Source organism: Candidatus Njordibacter sp. Uisw_056, assembly GCF_047730085.1.
In the GTDB taxonomy this organism is placed as follows: domain Bacteria; phylum Pseudomonadota; class Gammaproteobacteria; order Pseudomonadales; family Balneatricaceae; genus Njordibacter.
In genome coordinates this window covers 1,467,319-1,484,666 of sequence record NZ_CP159830.1, presented here as the reverse complement: position 1 = coordinate 1,484,666, position 17,348 = coordinate 1,467,319, and the positions used below count along the sequence as shown (strand labels likewise).

Sequence of the window (17,348 nt, the reverse complement as noted above, 5' to 3'; positions counted from 1 at the left end):
ATTTAATACAGCATACCGAAAATTCGCAAGCCACCGCGACATTAGCCTACAGGATCTTTTATGACTCAGACTCTTCCCCTTATCCCATTGCGCGATGTTGTGGTTTACCCACATATGGTGATTCCTCTTTTTGTAGGCCGCCAGAATTCCATAGACGCGTTAGAGCAGGCCATGGCTGCAGACAAGGCGATTGTTGTTGTTGCCCAGAAAAGCGCTGCTGTAGATGATCCTCAAATTACAGATTTGTTTGAGGTGGGAACTTCTGCGCGCATTTTACAGTTACTTAAACTTCCTGATGGCACTGTGAAAGTTTTGGTTGAAGGAGAGCAGCGTGTTGCCATTGAAGAGGTTGCTGAGACCGCAGGGTTTTTTACCGCGAAAGTGAGGACAATTGATGACGCAGAGCCGCCAGAAGGTGAACGAAAAGCCCTAGCACACACTCTTCTTTCTCAGTTTGAACAGTACGTGAAATTGAGCAAAAAAATATCTAATGACGTCATGTCTTCTATCACTAATATCGAAGATCCTAGTCGATTAGCGGACACCATTGCTTCACAGATGAATTTAAAACTTGAAGAGAAACAAGCTTTGTTAGAGATGGGGGACCTGACACAGCGACTTGAGCACTTAATGGGGCAGATGGAAGGTGAGATTGACTTAGTTAAAGTAGAAAAGCGTATTCGTGGCCGCGTCAAAAAGCAGATGGAAAAGAGCCAGCGAGAGTATTACCTGAATGAGCAAATTAAAGCGATTCACAAAGAGCTTGGTGACATTGATGATGCAGCACCTAACGATTTAGAAGAGCTGCAAAACAAGATTAATTTGGCGGGTATGCCAACTGAAGCTAAAGATAAAGCTCAGGCTGAGCTTAATAAACTTAAAATGATGCCGCCAATGTCTGCAGAAGCTACAGTAGTGCGTAGTTACATAGATTGGATGGTAACGATACCTTGGAAGAAGAAAAGCCGCCTCAAGCACGATCTAGCTAAAGCGTCACTGGTGCTAGAAGAAGATCACTACGGTTTGTCTGAAGTCAAAGAACGGATTTTAGAATATTTGGCCGTTCAGCAGCGCGTTAAAAAAGTGAAAGGATCTATACTCTGTCTAGTTGGTCCTCCAGGGGTGGGTAAAACATCTTTAGGTAAGTCTATTGCTAGGGCGACAGGTCGACAATACGTGCGTATGGCGTTAGGTGGTGTTAGGGATGAAGCAGAAATTCGGGGCCATCGTCGGACCTATATAGGCTCTTTGCCAGGCAAGTTAGTTCAGAAAATGTCTAAAGTAGGTGTTTCAAACCCACTATTCTTATTGGACGAGATCGACAAAATGGGAATGGATAGCCGCGGAGACCCAGCGTCTGCGTTATTGGAAGTGCTAGACCCAGAACAAAACAATACGTTTAACGATCACTACCTAGAAGTAGACTATGATTTATCCAGTGTAATGTTTGTTTGCACTGCAAACTCAATGAATATTCCAGGGCCATTGCTAGACCGAATGGAAGTGATCCGGATCCCAGGATACACAGAAGATGAAAAGTTAAGCATTGCCAAACGTTATTTGCTACCTAAGCAACTTGCAGCTAATGGATTATCTCCCACAGAGTTGGCGCTAAAAGATGACGCGATTGTTGATTTAGTGCGTTACTACACTCGTGAAGCAGGGGTGCGCAGCTTAGAGCGAGAGATTGCAAAGATTTGCCGTAAAGTGGTTAAAGCTCATTTGCTAGCAGGTTATAAAACAGCCATTGATAGCCCAGCACAGAAAGTAGACTCTAGTAATTTAGAGGCATATTCTGGTGTACGTAAGCACAGTTTTGGTCAAGCTGATGCGGATGATCGTGTGGGACACGTTAATGGCTTAGCTTGGACGTCAGTAGGTGGTGACATATTAACCATTGAGTCGGCTGTAGTGCCAGGTAAGGGACGCCTGGTGAAAACAGGGTCCCTTGGTGATGTTATGCAAGAGTCTATTCAGGCAGCCTTAACTGTAGTTCGTGGCCGGGCGTCTGGGTTAGGTATAAAAACAGACTTCCACGAAAAGTCTGATATTCATATTCATGTACCTGAGGGCGCTACACCTAAAGACGGACCAAGCGCCGGTGTTGGCATGTGTACAGCGTTAGTTTCAGTTCTCACAGGGATTCCTGTGAGAGCAGATGTGGCTATGACCGGAGAAATTACTTTGCGCGGGCAGGTGCTGCCTATTGGTGGATTAAAAGAAAAGTTATTGGCTGCCCACCGGGGTGGTATTAAAACAATTATTATCCCAGAAGAGAATGAAAGAGACTTAAAAGAGATCCCTGACAATATAAAAGCAGATTTATCAATAAAACCTGTAAAATGGATAGACGAAGTGCTTGATTTAGCTTTACAATTCGCACCCACTCCTCTTGTCCGAAATGAGGGTGAATTGGTGGTTGACAAAGCCAGTGATACGGGCAGTAGCGATGCTATTAGCACTCATTAGCGCTTAAGGCCAAATTAATTCAAAGCCTTACTTGACAAGCCTTTGGACAAGTTGGTATAAATTGTACTTCGGTTTTTAGAGCTGAACATAGTACGACATAACAAAAAAAGTCTGCTGGAGCAGATAAAATTTTTTACACACATAAGGGGATTAACGTGAATAAATCTGAACTGATTGAAGCCATCACAGCGGAAGCTGATCTTTCAAAAGCTGCCGCTGGCCGTGCGCTAGATGCAGTTATTGGTGCTGTAACAGGTGCTCTTAAAGATGGTGAATCTGTTTCTTTAGTGGGTTTTGGTACCTTCTCTGTAAAGGCTCGCGCAGCTCGAACAGGTCGTAACCCACAAACAGGAGCTGCAATCCAAATTGCTGCTGCTAATATTCCTAGCTTCAAAGCTGGTAAAGCGCTTAAAGACGCAGTCAACTAAGACTGAATCTTTTAATCTATGGGCTTTAAACTCTCTCCTTTTAGGAGTTAACCCGTAGTTTCGAAAAAACGCATTCCTTTGAATGCGTTTTTTGTTTGTAGAATCTTAATAGTCAGCCAGCAAGGCTGTAGAAGCCATACACAATGCTACAAAATATTCGTGACAATTCAAAAGGCATTATATCCAAAATTCTGGTAAGCCTCATTGCCTTTACCTTTGTAATTTGGGGAGCAGAATCATTATTTAGTCTCTCAGCTGACAATAGTGCGCCTGCAGAGGTCAACGGTGAAGAGATTAGCCTGCAAGAGTTGATGCAAACTGCAGAACTACAGCGTCGCCAAGTTCTATTGAGTAATCCAGATATAGATCCGGTAACACTGGACCAACAAGCCATTCAAGCAACGGCGTTGCAGCAACTTATTGCTCAACGAGTGATGCTTCAGTACACCCAAGGTAATGATTTGGCTTTATCTGATGCATCAGTTGATCAAATGATTGTTCAGTCAAACGATTTTCAAGTTGATGGCGTATTTAATCGTGAGCTATTCGAATCCTTGTTAAGGAACTTTGGTTTAACGCCCACAACTTATCGTCAACAGCTTAAGCGTGGCAATCTGATAGGCCAGGTTCAGCAGGCTGTTGCTAATACTGCGTTCACTTTGGAACCTAGCGCTAACCTAGTGGCGCGTTTAGATGGCCAAACTCGTAACATTGCTGTGATGACCCTACCGTTAGCGTCAGAAATGCTTAATGTTTCTGTTGAGGAGGGGGATATTAATGCCTATTATTCAGATAATAGTCAAAGGTTTATGACGCCAGAAAACCTAAGTGTTAATTTTGTTACGTTAAATAAGAGTCATTTTTATGACCAGATAGAAGTGACTGATGAGGACCTAGAGGCGGCTTACCTTGAGGCACAACAGGCGGCTTCTGAGCAGGCCGATATTGAAACGTCACACATGTTGTTTTTAGTCAATGACTCTCAGACTGAGGAGCAGGCATTAGAGCTAGCAAACGTTGCATACAATCAACTTGAGCTAGGTCAAGACTTTACCGACGCAGCGAAAGAGTATTCGCAGGATGATAGTACGTCCTCTGATGGCGGTTACATTGGTATGTTGGCCAGAGGTGAGTTTGGGAAAGCTTTTGATGAGGTATTGTTTGAGTTGCAACCTGGAAGTTATAGTTCTCCTGTAGTGACTGAGTTTGGTGTGCAAATTGTCTATGCTCATGCACAAGATGCAACAGACAAGCCAAGCTTTGAAGAACAGAAGCAAGCCCTAAAACTATCCCTAAAGCAGGCTGGGGCAGAGAATTTATTTGTTGCTGCTAGCGAAGAGATGGCGGATATTGCTTTCTCCTCACCTGATTTATTAGAAGTTGCTGAAGCCCTAGGTTTAAGTGTAAAAACTAGTTCATTATTTGGTCGTCAAGGCGGTGAAGGTATTGCGAGCTATGACCGAGTAGTTGCTGCTGCCTTTACTGATGATGTGCTATTGCAAGGTAACAACTCTAGCGTACTAGAGTTAGCTTCTGATAAGTTGGTAGTCATTCGGGTCAAGCAACATAACAAGCCATCGCAACAGCCGATTGAGGATGTGAAAGCAGATATTACTAAACAACTGGTTTCTCAAAAGTCTTCTAAAGCGCTAGACATTAAGGCAAAAGCTTATCTAGAAGAGCTAAATAATGGTGCTGACATGATGGTTATTGCCACCACCGAAAATATAACTGTGCAACAGTTCAATGAAGTGGCTCGTGGTTCAACCTTAGTCAATGGTTTGCTCGTTCAATCTGCATTCCGTTTGCCTCGGCCGGAGTCTGGTGTCAGCTATGGCATAGCCCCAAGCTTCACTGGCGATGTAAGTATCATTCAGTTGCAAAACGTGGCTGACGCAAACCCTGAAGAGCAAACTGCAGAGCAGCGTCTGTCATTGATAGCAACGTTAACTCGGATGCAGGGCCAAGGTGATATGAAATTACTCGAGAACTCACTTAATGATCAGGCAGTAATAGAAACCTTTTAAGCCTTTACGAGCTTAAATAAGACAACAAAAAAGGCAGCCTTGGCTGCCTTTTTTGTTGTCTTAGAAAAGTATTTACATATCTTTAACAGCATAAATACCATCAACATTACGGAAATAACCTTGGTAGTCCATACCAAAACCATAAACAAACCGATCTTCAACATCAAGCCCAATAAAATCTGGCACATAGTCTACTTTACGGTCATGGACTTTATTTAATAAGGCTGCTGCATAAACTTTTTTCGCACCAGCTTCTTTTAAGTATTCGCAAATAGCCGCAAGGGTATGGCCTTCATCATAGATGTCATCTACCACAAGCACCGTGCGACCGCTAATGTCTATGCTAGGGCGAGCCAGCCAAGAAAGATTAGTGCCTACCGTTTTCTTACCATACCGCGTGGCATGAAGGTAGTCTGTTTCTAGTGGGAATTGCAACTTTAGCAAAAGTTGCGCCATGGGAATCATGCCGCCATTAAGTACACACAGGACTATTGGCATTTCCTTTGACAAAGTAGCAGTAATTTCGGCTGCCATTGAATCAATGCTCGCCGCAATGGTTTCACCACTTACTAATAAATCGGCTTGTTCGTGAACCGACACGGCTTCAGCGTATGTGATTGTCATATTTATGCCTTGCAAAAGTGAGTTAGTATAACCCAAAAAAATGTTGCGTAGAATATTGATTTAGACTAAAAGATGGGCAGTCGAGATAGATAAGATAAGGTAGAATAGAGGATTAACCACTGTATATAGTTAACTTAAATTATGAATACAGACATCAATCACATTCTTGTCAACGGAGCTCGAATTGCTTTTAATAAAATGCGGCGCGCGCAGTCATTTAATGCACGATTGTATTACTATGCTGAGATAGGCGTCTATTTAGAAGTTTCTTTGTCTCATGGTGCAGGCATTACCCAAGAAAGTAATGAGCAAATTGATGAGATTTATAAACAAGCGACACACTTTCACATGAGTGAAAACAAACGCTCAAGGCTTGTTAGTTAATTTATTATGTCTCAGGATAACCATACACTTTTTGATATTGATGAATACCTCAAACAGTTACCGCTGCGCCCAGGCGTGTACCGCATGTTCGACGCTGTTGGTGAGGTAATTTATGTTGGTAAAGCGGTTAATCTAAAAAATAGAGTAACAAGCTACTTCAGGGGCAAAAGCCATAACACTAAGACGCAGGTAATGGTGTCTAAGGTAATGTCCATCGAAGTAACGTTAACCCACAGCGAAAGTGAAGCCTTGCTGTTAGAAAATACGCTTATAAAGCGCCTTAAGCCGCCCTATAATATTTCCCTTAGGGATGATAAATCCTATCCCTACCTCTATATTTCAGATCAGCATGACTTTCCTGCAATGCAATATGTACGGGGTGGAAAAAAACGCAAGGGGCGCTTTTTTGGACCTTACACGAGTGCTGGAGCGGTAAGGGAAAGCCTCAACTTAATGCAGCGTATTTTTCGTATACGCCAATGCGAAGACGCCTTTTTTGCTAACCGCCAACGCCCATGTTTACAGTTTCAAATTGGCCGATGCAGCGGACCTTGCACGGGAGAAATTACCCCAGAAGACTATGCAGCAGACCTTCGCCACGCTACGTTATACCTAGAAGGCAAAAACAAACAGTTACTTGATGAAGTCAGTGAGCAAATGAACGTGGCAGCGCAGCAACTTAAGTTTGAGTCCGCAGCCCAACTTAGAGACCAACTTGGATTCTTAAGGCAGGTTCAGGAGCAGCAACATGTGGTATCAAAACGGGGAAATCTAGATGTATTTGCGGCGGCAAGTTCTAATGCTGGATTATGTATTCATCAACTTATGGTCCGCTCAGGCCGGGTTATTGGTAGTAAAAACTTTTACCCAAAAATAGGATTAGAAGAAGAAAAATCTGCTGTTCTCACTGCCTTCTTGGGCCAGTACTATTTATCTGGCCAGTATCGTGACATACCTGATGAGGTGCTTGTGAGCGATGCACAAGACGCTCAGCAAGCTATAGCGTTAACCATTGCCGAGCGGGCTGAACATGGATTCAAGATTATTAGTAATGTAAGAGGGCCCAGGGCTCAGTGGCTAAGACTCGCTCAGACCAACGCAGATCAGGCACTGCTTAGTTACGTAGCTAATAAGCAAACACAAATCGCTCGCTTTGCTGCCCTTCAAGAAGCACTAGATTTGCCACAAATGCCAGAGCGCCTTGAATGTTTTGACATCAGTCACTCCAGCGGAGAGGCGACCGTCGCCTCGTGTGTTGTATTCGACCAGGGAGGCCCCAAAAAAGCTGATTACAGGACCTTTAATATTGAAGGAATTACTCCTGGTGATGACTACGCAGCAATGTCACAAGCCATTACACGACGCTATACTAGGTTAAAGGAGAATCATGGCGTAATGCCTGATTTGCTCATTGTTGATGGCGGTAAGGGGCAAATTACTCAAGCAATACAGGTGCTATCAGAGCTTCAGCTACAAGACCTTTATGTTTTAGGTGTAGCAAAAGGCGATACTCGAAAAGCTGGATTTGAGCGTTTATTTAATGGCTGGACAGGCGAGGAAATAGCCTTATCTGATGATTCTTCAGCGCTTCATCTATTGCAACACATAAGAGATGAAAGCCATAGGTTCGCCATAACTGGCCACCGAGCAAGAAGGAATAAGAAGCGTACCCAATCAAATATTCAACAGATAGATGGGGTAGGTCCAAAACGTCGCCAGGCTTTACTTACTCACTTTGGTGGTATGCAAGATTTAACCAAAGCTAGCGTTGATGAGTTGGCTAAAGTGAAGGGTATTAGCGCTGATATGGCAGATACCATTTATCGTTCTTTACGAGGCGAAGAAGGATAGGCTAGAATGAGGCCTCAAACGCCTCTACTATACCAAACGATTGATTATGTTAAATATTCCTAATTTGCTAACACTTTTTCGCTTGGTGTTAATCCCATTCATTTTGGTTGCCTATTATTGGCCTTCAGAAAATCGTTTCTTATGGGCATCTGGGCTATTCGCCCTAGCTGCTGCTACAGACTGGCTAGATGGATTTCTAGCCAGAAAACTCAATCAAACGACCCCGTTTGGTGCATTTTTAGACCCAGTTGCAGATAAAGTAACAGTAGCCGTTGCCTTGGTAGTGTTGGTTGAATCCTATTCGGAGCTGTGGTTAACTGTTCCTGCAATTATCATTATTAGTAGAGAAATAGTCATTTCTGCTTTACGCGAATGGATGGCAGAAACAGGTAAAAGTGCTCATGTGGCAGTGTCTTATATAGGTAAAGTGAAAACGACCATGCAAATGGGTTCTATCGTTTTCTTATTAGCAACACCTCCTGGTACACTTATTTCAACTCTTGGGTTAATCATGCTATACGCTGCAGCAGCCCTTACTTTGTGGTCTATGATGTTATATCTATCAGCGGCATGGTCTCAACTCAAAAAAGGAATGTAGCTAAAATGGCTAATAGGCATTCAATTTCAGTATTGTTAGTTGATGACCATGAAATTGTCCGCGTTGGCTTTAAGCGTTTAATCGAGACTACTAGAGATATTGACGTAATAGCAGAGGCAAAGAGCGGAGAAGATGCTTACAATTTAGCGCATGAGCTGAGGCCAGACATCATTATCATGGATATCAATATGCCTGGTATTGGCGGGTTAGAAGCAATTTCACGTCTACATAAGCGGGATCCTAAAATCAAAATTATTGCGCTTACGGTCCATGAAACTGAACCTTTCCCTACCCGCGTCCTAAAAGCTGGCGCTAAAGGTTATTTAAGCAAACGTTGTGTACCACAAGAGCTTATAAGCGCTATTCGGAGTGTTCATAGCGGGGGTACTTTCATCACTAGTCAGGTTATTCGCGAGATGAGTAAAACACCTGGCGCAGAAGAGAGTTCGATCAACCGCCTGACCGCAAGAGAGTTTCAAATTTTTTCAATGATAGCAGAAGGGCGCACGGCGGTCGAAATAGGTGAAGATATGAATTTAAGCCATAAAACCATCCATAGCCATCGTGCCAATGTAATGAAAAAACTTAAGCTAAAAACCACAGCTAATATCGTCCAGTTTGCAATTTTGCAAGGCATTATTACAGGTTAAACATACCTACACCGTACGTAGCTTATTACGCGCAGGTCTTCGGCTTATTGCAATGCCAAATAGAATAGCGACTAATGCGACCATGTCGTGCCAAACTACCAGCTCTCCTAACACTAAAGCTCCAGTAAAATAGGCGACTAGCGGAATCAAATAGTTAATATTGGACAGAAATGTAGGCCCAGCACGACGGATTAGCACAAAAAAAATAATAGCAGCAACTCCAGTAGGGAAAATACCAAGCCAAATTATAGTGAGGATGGCCGACACAGGCACCGAATGCCACTCTATATTGAACACTGAGGGCCATATCAACAAACTAATCAACGCAGCACAGATAGTTACACCGGTGCTGACTACGGCAGAACTGTATGTGGGTAGACGCCTAGCAATAATGGTATTTGTAGCATAAAGAATGGCAGCGGATAATACCAACAAGCAACCCACTAAGCTGTTTTGAGAGCCTAATATTGACGGGCCTAAAATTAACGTAATACCACTAATTCCAAAGACAAACCCCCACAGCTTATTACGATTTAGGTTCTCGCCTACGATAAAAAAATGGGCCAATATCAACGTCATTAATGGCATAATTGCCATTAATAAGCCTGCCATGCCTGATGTTACATAAACCTGGCCTTTGGCAATCAACCAAAATGGCAGGACGTTGCCAACCAGGCCTAGAATTGTAAAGTGCAGCCAAGATAAAGGTTCCCTAGGAAGCCGTTTGCCCCTTGCCAACATAAAGGCTGATAGTACAATGGCAGCTATAGACAGCCTCAACACCACCACCTGATCGGGAGAGAACGTTTGCAGGCTAACTTTTATGGTTAAAAAAGATGTTCCCCATAAAGCCACAAGGGTTAAAAGTAAGGCCCAGTTAATAAGCTGTTCTCTTTGGTGTGGCACTAGTCGTTGGTCTCTTTTATAGCAGAGGGCAGGTCTTTAACAGTTTTTAGTTGGTTAACGAGTTGCTTACGTGTTGTGTCGTCTATCATTATTTCTGCAACTTTCTCAGCAGTACTTTCATCAATACCTGCAGTTTCAACTAGGTCTGCGATGAAGTAAAGGACGTCAGTTCGATTATCCAAATCCTTTGCTAACTTAATATCCATGAACTCTCCAATAATTGTTTCTGTTCTATTAATGACCTGATGTACTGTGCGAATTGCCATGGTGTGTCCATAAATTGATCTACTGTATGTGCGTACAGTATAGGGCTGGTTGCATGGAATAACTAGCCAATTATGATGTTGATTGCCAAAACAAATAACCCATTTTAGTATAATTTAACATAATATACATTATGCGAAGTTAAATATAGATTATAAATGATGCGCTCGGTATACTAGTCACCTCACCATGTGTAGGTTTAAAAAATTATTTTGGTTAAAGCCATGTTAAACAATTCAGCCGATGATATGTCCTGCCCAGTTCCAAGGCGCCTAAAGCATGCGCGGGTTCAGCGTGAGCTCTCACAACGTAGTTTGGGTATTGCTGCTGGCATTGATGTTGCGTCTGCAAGCGCCAGAATGAATCAGTATGAACGTGGCAAACATGTGCCAGACTACGAAACGCTGTGCCAATTAGCATTAGTGTTGGATGTGCCAGTGCCGTATTTTTATGCTAATGACATGGAGGCTGAATTGCTGCTCGATATGGCGTCATTGTCTAATGACCAGCAATCTTTAGTGCGAGGCTTAGTAAAGCGCATTAACTTTAATCTATAAACAACCAGCCCAGTGTTGTTTGGGCTTTAGATTGAATATTAGCAGGCCTAAGAATCGCTAATAAAACGAAAGCAAAATGGCGTACCATAGAAAAGGCTTTCAAGAGCCATTAACACACCTTGTAGATGAGAATTAATTAACGCTGTAACGATGGATATATTGTCCGTCTGTAAGCGTGAACAACGCTTCTAGGCCGGAGTGCTTCACTGGGGCAACATTATCAGCGGCACAAAGGTTTTGCTGTGATACGTAGGACTCGTGTTCGCTGCCATCAGTTAACAGGTGATAAAAAGGTTGCTTCTTTTCAATGGGTGGCTGGCCCAAACTGGCCATAGCCTTGCACGCTTCTTGGAACCAGGGCTCATCGAGTGAGTACTCAAAATCAATATCAAACACAACCCCTCGAAAACCAAAATGCTTATGCTGCACTACTTGGCCAATGTTAAATTGCGCGTGAGAGACTTGCATTAAATTACCTACTCATTTCTAAATCGAGGAATGATTATACGCTTTTTAATCAGGCTCCACAAAGTGTCTTTGCGCTTATACAAAGTGTTTTAACGGGCAAAATTAGGGTCATATGTGCTGTTAAATACCCCGCTGCAAACTATTAAGTCGTTGTATGTGCTGATATTTACAAAATATTTCGTAAATACCCTAGCTTCTTGTGCTGGTTAGACTACAATAATCAGAATTGTTTAAATAAGGATGATACTAATGCAAGAACAAGTTCAGCTGTCCAGCCATTCTAAGGAATCTACCTTAGCCACAAATAAAGTTTTACGTAATACTTACGCCCTACTTTCCATGACACTTATTTTTAGTGCTGTTATGGCGACTATGGCTATTTCAAGCAATGCCGCACCGGTTAACTTCATCGTTCAATTGGTGGTGTTGTTTGGCACATTATATGCGCTTAACAAATTAAAAAACTCAGTATGGTCTATACCCCTAGTGTTCTTTTTTACGGGATTTCTAGGTTATAGTACTGGGCCCATTGTAAACTTTTACTTGGGAATGGCTAATGGTGGAGACATTGTGGCTACTGCCCTTTCGATGACAGGTATTACCTTCCTAGGTTTGTCTGCTTATGCGGTTTCGAGCCGTAAAGACTTCAGCTTCATGGGTGGCTTTTTGATGATTGGCCTAATCCTTGTGATTGTGGCGTCATTGGCGAATATTTTCTTTGCTATTCCAGCCTTGTCTTTGGCCATAAGTGCTGTGGGTGTATTGGTATTTTCTGGTTTTATTTTGTATGACACAAGCCGTATGGTGAACGGTGGTGAAACCAATTACGTGATGATGACAGTAAGTTTATACCTCAATATCTTAAACTTATTTCTTATGCTGCTGCACCTCACAGGCGCTCTTAGTGGCGATGATTAACTTTGGCTCAGGTGCGAAGTAATCAGGGAGCCCCGCCTTTTGGCGGGGTTTTCGTATATGCCTGATTTAAATATGGCCGCTTCCCCTTCTCTGGATCCAACATCGTTAACCTATGCCATTGTTGTCCGTTGTGGCCCGCACCAGCAAAGCCGAGCTTTGTCTGCGTTTCAGTTTACTAAAGAGGTATTGTTGCAAGGGCATAAAGTGCTAAGTGTGTTTTTTTACCAACAAGGCGTGCATACCGCTTCTGGCTTAAGGGTGGTTCCACAGGATGAACTGAATTTAACCGTTTTGTGGCAACAGTTGAGCCTGGACTACGACTTAGACCTTGGCGTGTGCATTGCTGCGGCGTTACAGGCTGGAATCACTAACCAACAAGAAGCCAACCGGTATGAACTTGGCAGTGATAGTTTGGCTTCGCAATTTTCCTTAGTAGGGCTTGGTCAGCTAGCAGCTGCTAGCGCCGAGTGTGACCGACTTGTTAGTTTTGGAGGGGATTGATGTCCTGTTTAATCACTCTAAGCCATGCACCGTATGGCTCTCAGGTAGCTAAGGAATCCTTAGATGTGGCATTAGTTTTGTCTGCTTTTGAACAACAGCCAGCAGTCTTATTTGTTGACGAGGGCGTTTTACAACTCCTTCCTGGAAGTCAAATACCCTCTCCCCACAAGCATATTGGGAAAATTCTAAGCGCATTAGAGATGTATGATATAAATGAGCTTTGGGTAGAACAAGAGTCATTGGATCAATTTGGCCTCGCGATTGACGATCTCAGCCAAACTGTCAACGTTGTTACTCGTATCCACCTAGGGCAACTCTGTGCTCAATATCATCAACATTTGGTGTTTTAGTGATGTCAATCCTTCACATAATCGCCAAACACCTTGATACTAATGCGCTGACCACATTAGTTGCACGAAGTAGCCCTAATGATGGCTATGTATTCATTGATGACGGTGTATATGTGCAGCTTAGTAAAGAATTACTGGCCTTTGGTGCCAGGCCTGTATTTGTTTTTGCAGCTCATGTGGAAGAACGTGGGCTTTCCATAGTTCACAGCCCTGCTGTAACATTGATCAATATGACAGACTTGGTTAATTTAACCACACGCTATACGTCTTCTATGAGTTGGTGATATGCAGTTAGAAACGGATAAAGACGGGTATTTAACCCATTTAAGTGACTGGAGCCCAAACACCGCAAAGTGGCTAGCGCACAGCGAAGGTATCACTTTAGAGGCTGAACACTGGGAGGTGATAAATGCATTACGAGCCTTTTACGCTGATACCGGAATTTCTCCTGCAATGCGTATACTCGTTAAAATTGTGAAGCAAAGAGTGAGCCTAGACAAAGGTAACAGTATCCATTTGTTAACCTTGTTTCCTGACAGCCCAGCAAAACTAGCCGCCAAAATCGCCGGCCTACCGAGACCGACAAACTGCCTTTAACGGCTTCCTTTACCTTACTAGAGTAGGCTGACTAGGTCGCTGGCATAAGTAGCGTTATTCCACCCATATACGGCACTAATGCTTCTGGCACTAGAATACTGCCATCTTGTTGTTGGTAGTTTTCTAAAATTGCCAGTAATGTCCGCCCTACAGCCAAGCCAGAACCGTTAAGCGTATGTAACAGTTCTGGTTTTCCAGTCTCTGGATTTCGCCACCTAGCCTGCATGCGGCGGGCTTGAAAGTCTCCCATATTAGAGCAAGATGAAATTTCACGGTACTTATTTTGCCCCGGCAACCATACTTCAAGGTCATATGTTTTTATGGCTGAGAAGCCTAAGTCACCACCGCACAAAATGACTTTTCTATAGGCTAAACCTAAGGTCTTTAAGATGTATTCTGCATGACCTGTAAGCTCTTCTAAAGCCGCTGTTGAGTCGGTTGGCTTAACCATTTGTACCATTTCAACTTTCTCAAATTGATGCTGACGCACGAGGCCTCGAGTATCCCGGCCATGACTACCTGCTTCACTGCGGAAACAGGGTGTATGGCAAGTGAAGCGCAAAGGCAATTGATTTGCATCTATAATCTCATCACGAACCAGGTTGGTCACTGGGACTTCTGCCGTCGGTATAAGGTACAAGTTTCGTTCCCCAGGCACCTTAAATAAGTCTTCTTCAAACTTGGGTAGTTGCCCCGTTCCACGTAATGATTCTGCATTCACCAAATAAGGCACATAAACTTCTTCATAACCATGCTCATGAATGTGGCTATTAAGCATGAATTGAATGAGCGCACGATGTAGGCGGGCAAGTGGCCCCTTAAGCACCATAAAACGAGCACCTGTAATCTTAATGGCTGCACCAAAATCTAACCCTCCTAGCCCCTCACCTAAATCAACGTGATCTTTTACAGCAAAATCAAAACTTGGTTTTTCGCCCCACACTAACACTTCCTGGTTATCATCCTCATCAGCGCCACTGGGAACACTGTCATGGGGAATGTTAGGTATTGCCATCAACATCGCATTTAGGTCATCTTGCACTATTTTTAATTGTGCTTTTTTACTATCAAGTTGGGCACCAAATGAACTTACTGCAGCCATAATTGCTGTGGTATCTTGGCCTTGAGCTTTAAGTTTACCAATTTCTTTAGACTTAGAGTTGCGTTCACTTTGTAAGTTTTCTGTATCAATCTGCAATTGTTTGCGGGCTTCTTCTAAATTATGAAGCCTCTCTAAATCAAGCGTGAAGCCTTTTTTTAGCAGTTTATCAGCCACGTCTTGTGGCGAATTACGAACCAATTTTTGGTCTAACATGAAGTATTCCTAGAGTAAAACGACACGAAGTATCAGGTAAAAATTATTTTTATAACCAGCGGCCAATGTACATACCAATAACGGCTGCTATTAATCCTACACAAACATTTGAAAAAACATTAACTAATGCCATAAACCATTCACCCTGTTCAATAAGCAAAATGCTATCTAATGAAAAGGTAGAGAAAGTGGTGAATGCACCAAGCAAACCTATGATTAACAACGGCCGCCAAATATCAGGGATTAGGCCTTTTTCAATGATAAGTACATAAAGTAGGCCTAAACAGAACGAACCAATGGAGTTGGCAAGAAATATAGCCAATGGAAAGCGGCCACTATAAATAGCTCCTAACCAATGCTGCAGGCCAAAGCGGCATAACGCACCAATAGCACCTCCACAGGCGATAGCAACTAATTGACCGACGATTGGATTCTCCCCTACTTTTATCTAACGCTATTATAGCTTACAAAAGGTGCTATTTATAACGCTGTTGATCACTATTTTGGTTCAGCTGCGCTAGTTTTTCTAACTTTTCACCAATTTTTACTTCAACACCACGATCACTCGGGTGATACAGAACACGGTGTGCAAGTGCTTCTGGCAGGTAGCTTTCTCCAGCCGCAAAAGCCATAGGTTCTGCGTGAGCATACCTATAGTCTGCCCCATGGCCCAAAGAATGCGCTAGGCTTGTCGGTGCGTTGCGCAAATGGTTGGGCACATCGTAACTAGGTTCTTCTCTTGCTAGTTTCATAGCGGCTTTAAACGCAGTGTCAACGGCGTTACTTTTTGCGGCACAGGCACAATAAACAGCTGCATGGGCAATGGCACGATTACCCTCAGCTGGCCCTACTCTTTCAAACACCTGCCAAGCATTCACCGCCACTTGCAATGCTCTTGGGTCGGCGTTACCGATGTCTTCTGACGCAATGGCAAGAAGGCGCCGAGCGATATAGAGAGGGTCACAACCAGCATCAATCATACGAGCTAGCCAATATAAGGAACCACTGGGGTCAGATCCGCGAACAGACTTATGAAAGGCGGAAATTTGATCATAAAAAATATCGCCACCTTTATCAAAACGTTTGGGGCTTGTTTGTAACACTTGTTCTAAAACACTGTTATCTATAACCAAACCACCATTTTGTGGCTCTGCTAGGTCTGTGGCTATTTCTAACAGATTAAGTAATCGGCGGGCATCACCATCTGCTGCTTGCAATAAAAGCTTGCGATGAGGATCTTTTATATCAATATTGAGCTTACCTAAACCTCTTTCTTTATCAATTAGGGCTTGCTGTAATAATGCCGCGAGCTCGTCTTCAGACAAAGACTTTAAAACATAAACCCTCGACCGAGACATTAACGCATTATTGAGTTCAAAGGCCGGATTCTCGGTGGTAGCACCCACAAAAATAAAAGTACCATCTTCAATATAAGGTAGGAACGCATCCTGTTGAGACTTGTTGAATCGGTGTACCTCATCAACGAACAATACGCTATCTCGCCCAGACTGAGCGCGAACCTGTTGGGCTTCTTGAACAGACGCGCGAATATCTTTAACACCAGACATTACAGCTGATAAAGTCATAAAGTGAGCATCACTTACTTTACTCATTAATTGCGCCAAGGTCGTTTTACCTACCCCTGGTGGGCCCCACAGAATCATACTGTGGAGTAATCCTTGAGTTAACGCTTTTCCCAAGTTTTTTCCCTCGCCTAAAAGGTGCGATTGGCCTACGTATTGGCTTAGCATTTGTGGCCGCATTCGGCTAGCTAATGGCTGATAACCTGAGGTTTCATGGGTAAATAAGTCGTTTATCAAAACTGGTCCATCTCTAACACATCAATATTTTCAGGAATTACAAAATTAAATAAATCATCTTTAATTAGAGGGTCAAACACCATATTACTAAATGTAAGGCTCGTTTTTTGGTGCATTGCGTCTTCTAATTGCATTTCGAGTAGTTGGTTGTTTTTGAAGTTGAGCCTCAGGGTTTGATAAAGGCTTTCAGGGTCCTTAGGCGTAAGTCGGTAGAACACTAAACCATTGTCCCCACGTTTCATTACAACATTAAACTCAGCCCCTATGTCTGTGCCATTGCCACTGAGTAACAATGCTGGGGTGCTCGTGGTGCGTTGGTCTAGGGTTTGAACCGTGACCTGCTCTAGGTCTTTATCATAGATCCACAGTCGCTTTCCATTGCTGACTAGCAGTTGTGCAAATGGATCTGCAGTCTGCCACCAAAACTGATTGGGGTGAGCTAATACCATATGGCCACGGGTTTCTTGTAAGCGGCTGCCACTAGCATCCAAAACATACTGCACAAAGTCTGCTTCAATGTTTGTCTGGCGGCCCAACTGCTGGCCTAGAGATTGAGCGGCGGTTTGCGCCAGGCTAGTGCTAGCTATGGTTATACTAAGCAGAAATATGGCTAAACGCATG

The 17,348-nt window shown here is 43.2% G+C and carries 21 protein-coding genes; 13 read left to right on the top strand and 8 right to left on the bottom strand.

Annotated features, from left to right (window positions below; all coding sequences use genetic code 11):
- Positions 1-60: 60 nt before the first annotated feature.
- From lon to ABXT60_RS07200, 3 genes are all read left to right on the top strand, one after another.
- The gene (gene lon / locus ABXT60_RS07210; protein WP_443632052.1) at positions 61-2,469 is read left to right on the top strand and encodes an endopeptidase La; all 2,409 of its coding nucleotides are present in this window, start codon (positions 61-63) and stop codon (positions 2,467-2,469) included.
- A 155-nt stretch (positions 2,470-2,624) separates the two neighbouring features.
- Entirely contained in the window at positions 2,625-2,897 is a 273-nt protein-coding gene (locus ABXT60_RS07205) for an HU family DNA-binding protein (protein ID WP_046481763.1), read from the top strand.
- A 143-nt stretch (positions 2,898-3,040) separates the two neighbouring features.
- Positions 3,041-4,924: a SurA N-terminal domain-containing protein gene (locus tag ABXT60_RS07200; RefSeq protein ID WP_443632051.1), complete on the top strand. Its 1,884-nt coding sequence runs from the start codon at positions 3,041-3,043 to the stop codon at positions 4,922-4,924.
- 72 nt (positions 4,925-4,996) lie between these two features.
- Here ABXT60_RS07200 and ABXT60_RS07195 read toward each other — a convergent pair whose 3' ends face one another.
- Positions 4,997-5,548 carry a hypoxanthine-guanine phosphoribosyltransferase gene (locus tag ABXT60_RS07195; RefSeq protein ID WP_443632050.1) on the bottom strand — a complete coding sequence of 184 codons (552 nt, stop codon included), beginning with the start codon at positions 5,546-5,548 and terminating at the stop codon, positions 4,997-4,999.
- A 141-nt stretch (positions 5,549-5,689) separates the two neighbouring features.
- On the opposite strand from ABXT60_RS07195, the gene ABXT60_RS07190 reads away from it, so the two are divergent.
- The 4 genes from ABXT60_RS07190 to ABXT60_RS07175 are packed head-to-tail and all read left to right on the top strand — an operon-like array spanning position 5,690 to position 9,031.
- Positions 5,690-5,932 (top strand): hypothetical protein, encoded by a 243-nt coding sequence (locus ABXT60_RS07190; RefSeq protein ID WP_046481769.1) that lies wholly within the window; start codon positions 5,690-5,692, stop codon positions 5,930-5,932.
- Positions 5,933-5,938: 6 nt separating this feature from the next.
- The gene (gene uvrC, locus ABXT60_RS07185) at positions 5,939-7,783 is read left to right on the top strand and encodes an excinuclease ABC subunit UvrC (RefSeq protein ID WP_443632049.1); all 1,845 of its coding nucleotides are present in this window, start codon (positions 5,939-5,941) and stop codon (positions 7,781-7,783) included.
- Between the two features lie 46 nt (positions 7,784-7,829).
- Positions 7,830-8,381 carry a CDP-diacylglycerol--glycerol-3-phosphate 3-phosphatidyltransferase gene (pgsA, locus tag ABXT60_RS07180; protein ID WP_443632048.1) on the top strand — a complete coding sequence of 184 codons (552 nt, stop codon included), beginning with the start codon at positions 7,830-7,832 and terminating at the stop codon, positions 8,379-8,381.
- Positions 8,382-8,386: 5 nt separating this feature from the next.
- Positions 8,387-9,031: a response regulator gene (locus ABXT60_RS07175; RefSeq protein WP_443632047.1), complete on the top strand. Its 645-nt coding sequence runs from the start codon at positions 8,387-8,389 to the stop codon at positions 9,029-9,031.
- A 6-nt stretch (positions 9,032-9,037) separates the two neighbouring features.
- Here the strand turns inward: ABXT60_RS07175 and ABXT60_RS07170 are convergent, their stop codons facing one another.
- Positions 9,038-9,937 (bottom strand): DMT family transporter, encoded by a 900-nt coding sequence (locus ABXT60_RS07170; protein ID WP_443632046.1) that lies wholly within the window; start codon positions 9,935-9,937, stop codon positions 9,038-9,040.
- Positions 9,937-10,203, bottom strand: coding sequence for a hypothetical protein (locus ABXT60_RS07165; protein ID WP_443632045.1), 267 nt, complete (start codon positions 10,201-10,203; stop codon positions 9,937-9,939). Before ABXT60_RS07165 ends, ABXT60_RS07170 begins: the two co-directional genes overlap by 1 nt.
- A 222-nt stretch (positions 10,204-10,425) precedes the next feature.
- Between ABXT60_RS07165 and ABXT60_RS07160 the strand changes: the two genes are divergently transcribed.
- A complete protein-coding gene (locus ABXT60_RS07160) occupies positions 10,426-10,758 on the top strand; it encodes a helix-turn-helix domain-containing protein (protein WP_443632044.1) in 333 nt (110 codons plus the stop codon).
- A 132-nt stretch (positions 10,759-10,890) separates the two neighbouring features.
- Here ABXT60_RS07160 and hspQ read toward each other — a convergent pair whose 3' ends face one another.
- The gene (gene hspQ / locus ABXT60_RS07155) at positions 10,891-11,226 is read right to left on the bottom strand and encodes a heat shock protein HspQ (protein WP_443632043.1); all 336 of its coding nucleotides are present in this window, start codon (positions 11,224-11,226) and stop codon (positions 10,891-10,893) included.
- A 249-nt stretch (positions 11,227-11,475) separates the two neighbouring features.
- On the opposite strand from hspQ, the gene ABXT60_RS07150 reads away from it, so the two are divergent.
- Genes ABXT60_RS07150 through ABXT60_RS07130 form a run of 5 tightly spaced genes read left to right on the top strand, consistent with a single transcriptional unit; the run spans position 11,476 to position 13,592 of the window.
- Positions 11,476-12,144: a Bax inhibitor-1/YccA family protein gene (locus ABXT60_RS07150; protein ID WP_443632042.1), complete on the top strand. Its 669-nt coding sequence runs from the start codon at positions 11,476-11,478 to the stop codon at positions 12,142-12,144.
- Positions 12,145-12,201: 57 nt separating this feature from the next.
- Positions 12,202-12,645: a sulfurtransferase complex subunit TusD gene (gene tusD, locus ABXT60_RS07145; RefSeq protein ID WP_443632041.1), complete on the top strand. Its 444-nt coding sequence runs from the start codon at positions 12,202-12,204 to the stop codon at positions 12,643-12,645.
- Positions 12,645-12,995, top strand: coding sequence for a sulfurtransferase complex subunit TusC (tusC, locus tag ABXT60_RS07140; RefSeq protein ID WP_443632040.1), 351 nt, complete (start codon positions 12,645-12,647; stop codon positions 12,993-12,995). The genes tusD and tusC overlap by 1 nt, the downstream gene beginning before the upstream one ends.
- Positions 12,996-12,997: 2 nt before the next feature.
- Positions 12,998-13,279, top strand: a complete 282-nt coding sequence (locus ABXT60_RS07135; RefSeq protein ID WP_443632039.1) for a DsrH/TusB family sulfur relay protein — start codon at positions 12,998-13,000, stop codon at positions 13,277-13,279.
- A 1-nt stretch (position 13,280) separates the two neighbouring features.
- Positions 13,281-13,592, top strand: coding sequence for a TusE/DsrC/DsvC family sulfur relay protein (locus tag ABXT60_RS07130; protein ID WP_443632038.1), 312 nt, complete (start codon positions 13,281-13,283; stop codon positions 13,590-13,592).
- Between the two features lie 31 nt (positions 13,593-13,623).
- Here the strand turns inward: ABXT60_RS07130 and serS are convergent, their stop codons facing one another.
- The 4 genes from serS to lolA form a co-directional block, all read right to left on the bottom strand.
- Positions 13,624-14,907, bottom strand: coding sequence for a serine--tRNA ligase (gene serS, locus ABXT60_RS07125; protein WP_443632037.1), 1,284 nt, complete (start codon positions 14,905-14,907; stop codon positions 13,624-13,626).
- Between the two features lie 49 nt (positions 14,908-14,956).
- Positions 14,957-15,313: a fluoride efflux transporter CrcB gene (gene crcB, locus ABXT60_RS07120; RefSeq protein WP_443632084.1), complete on the bottom strand. Its 357-nt coding sequence runs from the start codon at positions 15,311-15,313 to the stop codon at positions 14,957-14,959.
- A 70-nt stretch (positions 15,314-15,383) separates the two neighbouring features.
- Entirely contained in the window at positions 15,384-16,724 is a 1,341-nt protein-coding gene (locus tag ABXT60_RS07115) for a replication-associated recombination protein A (RefSeq protein WP_443632083.1), read from the bottom strand.
- Positions 16,724-17,347, bottom strand: coding sequence for an outer membrane lipoprotein chaperone LolA (gene lolA / locus ABXT60_RS07110; protein WP_443632036.1), 624 nt, complete (start codon positions 17,345-17,347; stop codon positions 16,724-16,726). The genes ABXT60_RS07115 and lolA overlap by 1 nt, the downstream gene beginning before the upstream one ends.
- Between the last annotated feature and the right edge of the window lies 1 nt (position 17,348).